General features: G+C 72.0%; 8 protein-coding genes. 5 read left to right on the forward strand and 3 right to left on the reverse strand.

Going from position 1 to position 10,938, the window contains the following annotated elements; translation table 11 throughout:
- Positions 1-138: 138 nt before the first annotated feature.
- Positions 139-1,635, forward strand: coding sequence for a DUF2142 domain-containing protein (locus Raf01_RS12050; RefSeq protein WP_203917884.1), 1,497 nt, complete (start codon positions 139-141; stop codon positions 1,633-1,635).
- A 162-nt stretch (positions 1,636-1,797) separates the two neighbouring features.
- Positions 1,798-3,318, forward strand: a complete 1,521-nt coding sequence (locus tag Raf01_RS12055) for an MATE family efflux transporter (RefSeq protein WP_203917885.1) — start codon at positions 1,798-1,800, stop codon at positions 3,316-3,318.
- Here Raf01_RS12055 and Raf01_RS12060 read toward each other — a convergent pair.
- Complete coding sequence (locus Raf01_RS12060; protein WP_203917886.1) at positions 3,266-4,828, reverse strand: O-antigen ligase family protein; 1,563 nt, start codon at positions 4,826-4,828, stop codon at positions 3,266-3,268. The genes Raf01_RS12055 and Raf01_RS12060 overlap by 53 nt on opposite strands.
- Complete coding sequence (locus Raf01_RS12065) at positions 4,825-5,814, reverse strand: glycosyltransferase family 2 protein (RefSeq protein WP_203917887.1); 990 nt, start codon at positions 5,812-5,814, stop codon at positions 4,825-4,827. Before Raf01_RS12065 ends, Raf01_RS12060 begins: the two co-directional genes overlap by 4 nt.
- Positions 5,815-6,293: 479 nt before the next feature.
- On the opposite strand from Raf01_RS12065, the gene Raf01_RS12070 reads away from it, so the two are divergent.
- Both Raf01_RS12070 and Raf01_RS12075 read left to right on the forward strand, forming a co-directional pair.
- A complete protein-coding gene (locus Raf01_RS12070) occupies positions 6,294-7,004 on the forward strand; it encodes a GNAT family N-acetyltransferase (RefSeq protein WP_239133540.1) in 711 nt (236 codons plus the stop codon).
- 23 nt (positions 7,005-7,027) lie between these two features.
- Entirely contained in the window at positions 7,028-8,377 is a 1,350-nt protein-coding gene (locus Raf01_RS12075; RefSeq protein WP_239133541.1) for a M20/M25/M40 family metallo-hydrolase, read from the forward strand.
- A gap of 10 nt (positions 8,378-8,387) precedes the next feature.
- Here the strand turns inward: Raf01_RS12075 and Raf01_RS12080 are convergent, their stop codons facing one another.
- Positions 8,388-10,391 carry a sigma-70 family RNA polymerase sigma factor gene (locus Raf01_RS12080; protein ID WP_239133547.1) on the reverse strand — a complete coding sequence of 668 codons (2,004 nt, stop codon included), beginning with the start codon at positions 10,389-10,391 and terminating at the stop codon, positions 8,388-8,390.
- 299 nt (positions 10,392-10,690) lie between these two features.
- Here Raf01_RS12080 and Raf01_RS12085 point away from each other — a divergent pair.
- On the forward strand, positions 10,691-10,938 hold a 248-nt coding region (locus Raf01_RS12085; protein ID WP_203917889.1), incomplete at its 3' end, for a discoidin domain-containing protein.

The following is a 10,938-nucleotide window of genomic DNA, read 5'->3' on the forward strand; positions in this document are numbered from 1 at the left end:
CTGTGGACCTCACGCGGCTGGGTTCCTTTATTCGTAAGGATTTCTCAGTTTCCGCGTTTGGCTGAGGGCGCGGAGATCCGCTCGTACTCTGGCTCCGTGCGCCGCTGGTGGTGGCTCTCGCTTACAGCGTTTTTCCTGATGGGTGCCGCGTGGGCGGTCGCCCTGCCCGCCAACGGTACGTACGACGAGAAGGACCACATCACCCGGGCGTACGCGGTGGCAACCGGCCAGCTGATCCCGCACCACACCATCGTCAACCGGCGCGGCGACGTCGTACCCGGGTTCCTGGCTCCGGCGAGCCTGCTGCCCAGCGCCGCGACCGTGGACTGCACGTGGTCGCCCCGGCCGCCCAAACCCGCGTCCTGCCAGCGCTGGACGGACAGCCGGACGAGGATCGTGACGCAGTCCGCCGCCGCCCGGTACAGCCCGGTGTACTACCTGCCGGCCGGCCTGCCGCTGGTCCTGGTGCCGGACCTGACCGGGATCGTGCTCGCCCGCCTGGTCTCGGTCGCGCTGTCGGCGCTGCTGCTGGCCTGCGCGGTCGGCGCCGCGCTGCGGCTGGGCGGCCGGCTGTTCCCGGTGGCGATCATGCTCAGCGGCACGCCTCTGGTCATGAACCTCAGCGGATCGGTGAACCCGAACGGGTTGGAGATCGCGGCCGGCGTACTCGTGTTCAGTTCGCTGCTGGCGCTCGTGCGCGCCCCGGACGGGCGGCTGGACGACCGTGCCGTCCGGCGGCTGCTGGTGTCCGCCTGCGCCGGCTCGGTACTCCTGTTGACCCTGCGCGAACTCGGGCCGGTGCTGCTGGCCCTCGACGTCGGGGCGTGCGCGTTGCTGGCCCGCCGGGGCCGGCTGGCCGCGCTGTGGCGGCGCCGGGACGCCCGCTGGGCGCTGGGCGCCTGCTGGGTCGCCGGCCTGGCCTTCGCGGCCGGTTGGATGGAGTTCTCCGGGTTCACCGACATCGCGCCGAACGTCCGGGACGCCATCCACCTGCCGCTGTCCGGGGAGCTGGACCAGATCGCGACGTACCGGATTCCGTTCTATCTCCGGCAGGTCGTCGGCGAGTTCTCCTACGGCGAGACCCTGGTGTCGTCATACATGATCATCGGCTGGTACCTGCTGGTGGCGGCCATCGTGGTGCCGTGCGTGCGGTACGCGGGGCGGCGCCACGCCGCCGTACTGGCCGCCCTGGGGGTGGTCTGCCTCGCCCTGCTGGTCGTGCTGGAGCTGCGCTTCCTGCCCAGCATCGGCTGGTTCTCCCAGGGCCGGTACGCGCTGCCCGCGCTGGTCGGTGTCATGCTCGGCGCGGCCAGCACGGACGGGTTCGAACGCAGGCTCGCCGCGCGGGCACGGCTGCGTTGGTACCCGGCAGCGCTCGTCGCCGGGGCCACCGTGCTTCAGGTGTACGCGCTGTGCCGGGTGCTGACCCGGTTCGAAAGCGGGATCGCCGCACCACTCAACCCGTTTCCCGGCACCTGGCACCCCAGCCTCGGTCCGGTGCCGCCGTTGCTGGCCCTGCTCGCCGGTTCGGCCCTGCTCGCGGCCGTGGTGACCGTCGCGCCCGGGCGGTGCCCGGCCACCGAGCCGCCGACCGCGGCGACCGATCTCGGCACTGTTCCGGCGACAAGCGTGTGACCAACAGGTGAACATCCCGGAACGGGTCGATCCCGACGAGCTCAGCCGGCTCCTCGCCTGACCCCGCGCAGAGGCGGCACGCGTATCGTACGACCGTCTTTAGGCAAATGCCGGGTGCGCGGACGAGCGCCGCACCGCGGTGGCGGAAGGAGAACAGTGCCTGTGCGTGACAGGTTGCCCCGGCTCAGGCTGCGCGGCCACAGCTGGCTGACTTTCGGCCTGGTCGATCAGGTCGTCTTCGCCGTCGCGAACGCCGCGAACACGCTGCTGGCACTCGCCCTGCTGAACCGGGCGGACGCCGGGATCATGCTCCTTTCCCTCGGTCTGGGCTATTTCGTGATCGGGGTCAGCCGAGCCTTCGTGGGCGAGGTGCTGCTGGCGCTGGCGTCCCGGTACGACGACGACCGCCGGCTGCGCCTGGTGCGCAACGGGATCACCGCCGCGCTGACCAACGCCGTCATCGCCGCGGTGATCCTGTTCCTGGTGTGGCTGCTGCTGCCCGCCAAGGGCGGCGTGGACCTGCGCTACCTGATCTGGGTGGTGCCGTTCCTGCCGTCGTTGCTGCTGCACGACACCGGCCGGTACAGCTTCCTGGCAGCCCGCACCCCGCAGCGCGCGCTGGTGATCGATGCGGTCTGGGTGGGTACCCAGCTCCTCGCCGTACTTGTGATGATCCTCACCGGCCTGGTCAGCCCCGGCGGCCTGCTGTTCTGCTGGGGGCTGGGTGCCACGGCCGGGGCGACCACCTTCCTGCTGCGCTCACGCATCAAGCCGTGGAGCGGCAACGCGCGCGCCTGGCTCGCCGAGACCCGGCACCTGTCCGGCTGGTTCACCGCCACCGCGCTGGTCGGCCAGCTCCAGGGGCAGCTCGTCGGCTTCCTCGTCGCGAACCGGCTGTCCCCCAAGGAACTCTCCGGCCTGCGCGGCGCCCAGACCGCGTTGCTGCAACCCGTCCAGAACTTCATCACGGCCGTGATGGGACTGCTGGTCCCGCGCACCTCGCGGCTGGCGGCGAAGGCGACGCCGGAGGCCGACGGGCGCCGGGCCGCGCATCAGCTGCGCCGGCAGACCCGGCTGCTCGCCCTGAGCTTCGCCGGGCTGGCGATCGTCATGATCGCGATCGTGGTACCGGTCGCCCGGCTGGTGCTGGTCCGGATTCCGAAGTTCGCCGACATCGCGCCGCTGGCCCTGCCGATCGCCATCCAGCCCGGCATCTACCTGGTGCAGCTGCCGTTCGCGGCGGCGATCCGGGGCATGCACCGCGCCCCGCTGCTCTTCTTCCAGTACCTGATCTTCACCACGACCAGCCTGTCCGGCCTGGTCGCCGGCGCCAGCGCGGGCCGGCTCACCGGAGCCGCGTGGGGCCTGACCACCGGTTCGGCGGTGGGCCTGGTCGCCATGATCGCGATGTACTGGTACGCCCAGCGCCGCCTCGACCGCGAGGCCGGCGATGAGCGGGCCGACGGCGAGCAGTCCGGCGATGAGCGGGCCGATGGTGAGCAGGCCGGCGACCGCGACGGAACCGTCCGCGACGAGACCGACCGCGACGATCAGACCGACCGGAACGGCGAAACCGGCGGCGAGGACCCAGATCCGGTCCCCACCGCCGGTTCGGTGGAACGCGACGCGGTCAGCTCGCCCCGGACGTCGACGCCGGAGCCGGCCACCCAGGCGTCGCCGTAACGTCGCCGCCCGGCCTGCCGGCGCCCGCCGAGACCAGTTCCGGCGACGATTGCGCCGCCACGCGGCCCGGCCGCAGCAGGTATGCCTCACCGGCCAGCAACAGGATCCAGATTCCGCCGTTGGTCCCGCCGAGCAGCCAGTCCTCCAGCGCGATCGACGGCACCAGAGCCAGCGACGCGATGGTGAACCAGGCCGGCGGCGCGAGGCCGGCACGGCGCCCGAAGAACACCCGCCAGAGCAGAAGCAGCACGCCGAACAGGAACGCCGCCAGGCCGAGCACCCCGCCCCGGCGGAACGCGCCGACCGCGGCGTTGTCGGTGTTCAGCTCGGCACCGGGGTCGTTGGCCCGGGTCACCACCGCGCGCGAGGTCCGGGTGTCCCCGAAGATCTTCTCGGCCACGCCGGCGTGTGCCCAGTCGGTGGCCACCTGGCGCCAGGTGTCGGTCCGGCCGCTCGTGACTCCGGACCCCAGGGTGTTCGGAGTCGTCACGTTGGCGGGCTTCGGTACGTCGCCGAACCTGCTCTTGACGACGAAGTCGGAGCCGCCGAGGGCCACCAGTACCAGTCCGAGCAGGACAAACGGCGTGAGTACGGCGAGCCACGGGCGCCGGTAGACCGGCAGGTCGCCCCGGCGCCACCCGCCGAAGACCATCACGGCGTGCACCAGAGCGGCGATCAGCGCCACGCCCCACGGCGTGCGGGAGTTCGTCAGGTACAGCACGAAACCCGCGGTGCCGCTGGCCGCCAGGCGCTGCCACCAGGTGAACGCACGATCCGGCGCGATCCGCAACGCGATCACGACCGCCAGCCCGGCCAGCGCGTTGGGCTGGAAGTACAGGCCCGTGCCGCCCCAGAACCGGTCGGCCATCTTGTGCGCCTCGGCACTGTGCTCCGGTATGGCGTGGTACGCGTCGAACATGCTGCCGGACCCGGCGAGCAGCAACAGCGCGATCGCCACCAGCAGCGCCGCCGCGATGCCCACGCTCGGGTCGCCGCCGCCCTTCTCGGTCGGGCGCCGGGCGGCGGCCACGGCGGCCATCGCGGCGAGCGCGAACACGCCCGCGTACGCGACACGTTGGCCGCCCACGGTCGCATGTCCGACCAGAACGGCACCGATGACGCCGAACACCCAGTACGGCAGCCCCAGCCAGGCGGTGCCCAGCCGGGACGTCTCCTTGAGGCGGCCGAGCCAGGGCCAGCTCCAGAGCAGGAAGACGATGCCCTCCAAGCCCAGGACGCCCCAGATGACGATCGGGTGGCTGGTGAACGTCCAGGTGGAGACGCCGGCCGCGATGAAGAAGGCGCCGATCACGACTCCACGCCGGGTGATGCCGGGCAGGCTCACGGCAAGCCCACCGATCGCGACGGCGATGGCCGCGGCGATCAGCGTCTTGACGCTGTCGAGCAGGTCTGTCCGAGCGACGTACTCGGCGACCGCGGCGGCCACCGCGACCGCTCCTCCGATGGCTAGTGCCCAGTTGCGCCGTCGTTGAGGGGTGGCCATGCTCATTCGGAGAGTGTCCTCGCTTCGCTCATTGGAGTAACGGTCCGGGATTCGCGGGCACGCCGCCGACCAAGGACGAAGTCTCGCACAGCCCGCCGAGGCCGCGGAGGGACCAGCCACACCTGCATGAACGTCACATAGTCCGTAATGCCTGGTTTGCCGTGCTTATGCGCCTCGCGGAGCAGGTCGAGAAAGACCCGCGGGTTGCTGCTGTCGGCCGCCACCGAACTCACGACGCTCATCGCGAGCGCGGCGTAGGCGCGCGGCGTGACCAGGTCACGGCTCTCCTTGAGCCATTCGAACGACTGCCGCCACGGCGAGTCGAAGCTGATCCGCTGGCGATTTTCGTCGGCGTACCAGACGACCAGCGGCTCCGACGCGTACTCCACGCCGACACCCTCGACCTGCAGGGCGCGCAGCGTCCAGTCCAGCTCCTGGAAGCGACGCAGGCCGGGGGTGAACGGCACCTGGAGCAGGAGTTCGGTCGGCGCGAAGATCGTCGAGGTCTGGATGAAGCCCTCGCCGTGGAACAGGCCGCGACGTACCGAGAAGTACTCGCTGAGCGGCTCGGCCGGCTCGGGCAGCCGGCGGGGGATGACGAACTCCGCGCGCGGGGTGCGCACCGACAGCCGGCTCGCCACGATCGGAAGCCGGTGCTCCGACTCCTGGGCCAGCTTGAGCTGGGTGGCCAGCTTCTCCGGTAGCCATTCGTCGTCGTCGTCCAGCAGCGCGACGTACGGCGCCGTGGCCTCCTTGGCACCGATGTTGCGGGCCGCCGGGGCACCGCCGGACTCGGGCAGCTCGACGAGGCGCAACCGGGGGTCGGCATGCGCGGCGAGCGCCTCCCCGGTGGAGGGATCCGGCCCGTCCACCACGACGATGACCTCGATCTCCCGCAGTGTCTGGTCCAGCGCGCTGCGGACGGCCCTGGGGACGAGTTCGGGGCGGTTGCGGGTGGGAATAACGACACTGACCTCAGGTCGTTGCATCATGGACAGGCCCATCTGTATCGATCGAGATCACCGGACGATTTAGCCGTTCACCAGAAAACACCGCTTGGTGCCCGGAAACGTTGCATCGCCGAGTGACCCGGCGCCGGCGCCGGGGCACACCCGGAACGCGGGCACAGCGATTCCTTCCGGCTGGTCGGCCAGGCACGGACACCACTTTCGGACCGTTATGAGAAGGCCAGGACAAGTCACGATGGTCTTCTGGTGAACAACAGCCACACATGCGGGTTAGTAACGGTCCGACAGATGGGGAGCAACCGGCTCCAGCAGGCCGGTTCCGCGCGACAAGTGTTTACCTTGAGCCGGGTACCGGTGGGTGCGGCGCCCGTTACCGAACCGGTGACCGGCGGCGAACGGGCCGCCACCGGCCGGGTACCGTTTCAGGATATGAAAATCCCGCCGTGCGGCCCGGCCCGGCCGCCCCGCTGTCACGCACGCGCCATGGTTCCGGCGAGGGTCGCGTGATCCGTACGAGCCACGTGCTGGACGACCCGATCCTGGCCGCGTTGCGCGGGAACCACGCGCACCTGGCGGAAACCAGCGGTCTCGCCGCCCGGTACCCCGCCGACGTCTCACTGTTCTCGGCACTGGCCGACCGGTCGGACGCGCGGGCCTGGGCCGACCTGGCCGCGATGGCCGGGCCGTCCGCCACGGTGGTGCTGGCCGGGGACCCGCCGACCCCGCCACCGGACTGGACGATCACCGCGCTGCTCGACGGCGTCCAGATGATCGGTGCCGGGGTGGAACCCGCCTCCGACCCGGAGGCCGAGGTGCTCGGTCCGGCCGACGTACCCGAGATTCTCGACCTGGTGGCGCGCACCGAGCCCGGCCCGTACCTCCCCCGTACCATCGAGATGGGCCGCTACCTGGGCATCCGGCGCGACGGCGCGCTCATCGCGATGGCCGGCGAACGGATGCGCCCGCCGGGGTGGACCGAGGTCAGCGCCGTGTGCACCGATCCGGCCTACCGGGGACAGGGGCTGGCCGGCCGGCTGATCCGCGCCGTGGCGGAGGGCATCCTGGCGCGCGGCGAGACGCCGTTCCTGCACGCCGCCGCGTCGAACACCAACGCGGTCCGGCTGTACGAGAAGCTCGGCTTCACGCTCCGCCGGCAGCTCACCATCGCCTTGATGCGCACGCCCGACGCGCCGGCCGGATCGGCGCCCGCGTGACGGTGCCATCGTGACGGTGCCGCGTGACTGAGGCGGTGCGCGCGGTCGACGAGGTTGTCGGGTTCGCCAGCGACCTGATCAGGATCGACACCACCAACACCGGTGACGAGGCCACCACGGTCGGCGAACGGGCCGCGGCCGAGTACGTGGCCGGCAAGCTCACCGAAGTCGGATACGAGGCCACGTACCTGGAGTCCGGCGCCCGGGGCCGGGGCAACGTGGTCGCCAGGCTCGCCGGGGCCGATCCCGGCCGGGGTGCGCTGCTCGTGCACGGGCACCTGGACGTGGTACCCGCGGATGCCTCGGAGTGGACGGTGCACCCGTTCTCCGGTGAGGTCTCCGGCGGGTACCTGTGGGGCCGAGGCGCCGTCGACATGAAGCACATGGTGGCGATGAGCCTCGCCGTCGCCCGGCAGTTCAAGCGCGACGGCTACCTGCCCCCGCGTGACCTCGTCTTCGCGTTCGTCGCCGACGAGGAGTCCGGCGGCTTCCGGGGCGCCCGCTGGCTGGCCGAGCGCCGGGCGGACCTGTTCGACGGCGCCACCGAGGCGATCAGCGAAGTCGGCGGCTTCTCCGTCACTGTCGCGGACGGGCTGCGGGCGTATCCGGTGCAGACCGCGGAGAAGGGCGCGGGGTGGCTGCGGCTGCGCTCGCGCGGGCGGGCCGGACACGGCTCGCTGCCGAACGACGAGAACGCGGTGGCCCGGCTCGCGGCCGCGGTGACCCGGCTCGACCGGCACCGCTTCCCGCTGGTGTGGACCGAGCCGGTACGGGAGGCGGTCGCCGCCCTCGGCCGGCTGACCGGGCGCCAGATCCCGCTCGACGACCCGGAACGCGCCCTCGCGGAGCTGGTTGAGGCGGCGACGACCGCCGGGCTGCCGGGGCTGGCCAGCCTGTCCGGGTTGGTCGCCACGGGGCTGCGGGACACCGCGACGGTCACCATGTTCCACGCCGGCTACAAGGCGAACGTCGTGCCGTCCACGGCGTCGGCCGAGGTGGACTGCCGCGTCCTGCCCGGGCGCGAGGAGGACTTCCTCCGGGAGCTTGCCGCCGTACTCGGGCCGGACATCGAGCGCGAGTGGGACAGCCTGCCGGCTATCGAGACATCGTTCGGCGGCCGGCTGGTGGACAGCATGCGCGCGGCGATCCTCGCCGAGGACCCGGGCGGCCGGCTGCTGCCGTACCTGCTTCCGGCGGCCACGGACGCGAAGTCGTTCCAGCGCCTGGGCATCCGGCACTACGGCTTCGCCCCGCTGCTGCTGCCGCCGGACCTGGACTTCCCGTCCCTGTTCCACGGGGTGGACGAACGGGTACCGCTGGACGGCCTGCGGTTCGGCACCCGGGTCCTGGAGCGCCTGCTGCGTACCTGCTGAGTCTGAGGACTCAGCCGGCCGCCTCGAAGGCCCGGCCGGCGGCGGTCACGCTCGGCCCGCTGTGGAACAGCCCGGTGCTCGGGCCGCTGTCCGCGGCCGGCAGGCCGAACCACGCGTACCGCTGGACGTAGGACAGGCCGCCGAGCATCTTCGCCGACGCGGTGACGAACGCGGCCTGCTGGGAGTCGCTCGGGTACGACGTGCCGTTCGCGAAGTTGATGAGGGCGTACTCGGTGAGCCAGATCGGCTTGTGGTACCGGTTGTAGACCGCGCTGAGGTACGACTTGAGTTCGCTCACCGCGCTCGCCGTGACGAAGTCTCCGCCGTACCAGTGCAGGGTGATGAAGTCGACCCGGTAGCCGCGGCTGGCCGCGCCGGACATGAACTGGTCCAGCCAGCCGCCGGCCTTGTCGCCGCCGGTCGCCACCGCCGGGCTGCCCAGCGTCGACCCGGTCGCCATCAGCTGCGGCCAGAGGTCCAGCGCCTGCGCGACGGTCATGTTCGCCTGGTCGCCACGGTCCGGTTCGTTGAAGCCGAGCAGGTAGTGCCCGGCGTTCTTCGCCTGGCTCAGCGCGCTTGCGGTGACGCTGGCGGAGCCCCAGATCATCGGTACGAACTGGACGCCGGACGGCGTGGTGACGCCGGAATGCGTGGTGGACCAGGTGTAGTACCAACTGGCCTTCGACTGGGCCAGCGCCTGGCTCACGCCGGTGAAGTTCCACACGCACACGCCCTTCTTCGCCGAGACGACCGCCGGCGCGGGCGGTGCGGCCGCGGTGTGCGTCGGCTTCGGGCGCGGCGACGGCGATGGGGACGGCGGCACCGGGCTCGGCGACGGCGGAGTCGGCGATGCCACGACCGACGTCGCGACCACGGCGGACGGCGACGCGACCGCGGCCACCGCCGGAGGTGTGGCCGATCCACTCAGCCGTACGGCGGCGAACGCCCCGACCGCGACGACGGCGACGCAGGTCGCCGCGGCGGCGACCACGCCGACCGGCCCGTGCGAGCCGAACGTGAGCAGCGAACGCAGCCGCCGCACGGGTGCCGCGTGCGAGGGCCCGAGACCGCCCTTCGCCATGCCCGCCCCGTGACCGGCCGCGCCGTGACCCGCAGTGCCGTGACCCGCAGTGCCGTGACCCGCAGTGCCGTGACCGGCCCCATCATGACCCGCCGCGCCGTGACCCGCCGCACCATGGCCGGCGGCGCCGTGCGCCGCAGCGTGTCCGGCCAGCGGTGCGGCCGGCAGCGGTACCAGCGCCACCCCGGCGAGCAGGCGGTCCATCGGCAGCATCCCGCCGGTCCGGCTGGCGCAGGTCCGGCAGTCACGCACGTGCCGGGCCAGCCGCTTGCGCCACAGCGCGCTGGGCCTGCCGTCCCAGTCCCGGGTCAGCCCGGCCAGCTCACCGCAGCCCGGACGGGCCCGCAGCGCCCGCACCACGGTACGCGCGGACTGCACCTGTTCCTTCATCCGCTGCACCCGTACCGCGGCATGCGGCCCGGACAGTCCCAGCGCCATGGCGAGTTCGGCACGGTTCAGCTCGCCGGTCTCCTCCAGCCACCAGAGGGAGAGCAGCGCACGATCGTCCTCTTCCAGCCACCGGGTCGCCTCCGCTACCTCCCGCCGCTGGTCGGTCAGGCCCAGTCGCAGGACGGTCAGCTCGGCGAAGTCGGCGGCGGGGTCGGGTACGGCCTGTGCCGCGTCCAGCTCGGCGCTGCGGTTCAGGACGGTGCGCCGGTACTGTTCGCGGTCGCGTACCTGGCGCACCGTGATGGCCACGAGCCAGGACCGGAACGCGTACGGGTCGCGCAGGTCGGGCAGGTGGCGCACGACCCGCATGAGCGTCTCCTGGACCACGTCGTCGACGTCGGCGTGCCCGTTCAGCGCCCGGCCCACGATGTTGTAGACCAGCGGCAACGACTGCGCCACCAGGGTGTCGAGCGCCTGCTGGTCGCCATCGCGCGCGGCCACGACCATGGCGCTGTCGGGTCCGCTCCGACCGGCTCCAACCATCACCCAAGCGCTCCTTCCGCACCCGTACGCTACGGCCGCCGGTACGGCCGCCTGTATCGGAGACCCGTCGCACCACGCCGGATAACGCTTTTCTCCGCTCCCGGGACGGTACCGGACGCCGACCCAGAGGCATCGATGACGACCTCTTGACAAGACGGCGAACTGCCGGCAACCTCTGGGCGAGAGCGCTCTCCCTTCTCCCCCAAAATTCACGTGCCGCCCTTAGCTGCCGGAGAGAGCGCTCTCAGCTCTGGCATCGGCGACCCGGTCGCCGCCTCCGACCGTCCCTGGAGGAACCCATGAGTACCGTCCCCCCGCTGCCCGTCCGGCGACCAGCCCGGTCCCGGCTCTGGCTCGCGGTGGCCGTGCTGGCCACCGCCGCACTCGTCGCCAGCTACCTGGCCGTGACCGCGCTGACCGCGAGCGCGGCGGCCACCCTGCTGTCCCAGGGGCGCCCGGCGACCGCGTCGTCCTCCGAGAACGCCGGCAGCCCGGCCTCGGCCGCCGTCGACGGCAACACCGGCACCCGGTGGTCGTCCGCGTTCAG

Source organism: Rugosimonospora africana (assembly GCF_016862975.1).
GTDB classification, from domain to species: domain Bacteria; phylum Actinomycetota; class Actinomycetes; order Mycobacteriales; family Micromonosporaceae; genus Rugosimonospora; species Rugosimonospora africana.

Coding starts and splice junctions, on each gene's coding strand:
- Raf01_RS12050 (WP_203917884.1), top strand. CDS start 139: ATGGGTGCCGCGTGGGCGGTCGCCCTGCCCGCCAACGGTACGTACGAC.
- Raf01_RS12060 (WP_203917886.1), bottom strand. CDS start 4,828: ATGAGCATGGCCACCCCTCAACGACGGCGCAACTGGGCACTAGCCATC.
- Raf01_RS12065 (WP_203917887.1), bottom strand. CDS start 5,814: ATGATGCAACGACCTGAGGTCAGTGTCGTTATTCCCACCCGCAACCGC.
- Raf01_RS12080 (WP_239133547.1), bottom strand. CDS start 10,391: ATGGTTGGAGCCGGTCGGAGCGGACCCGACAGCGCCATGGTCGTGGCC.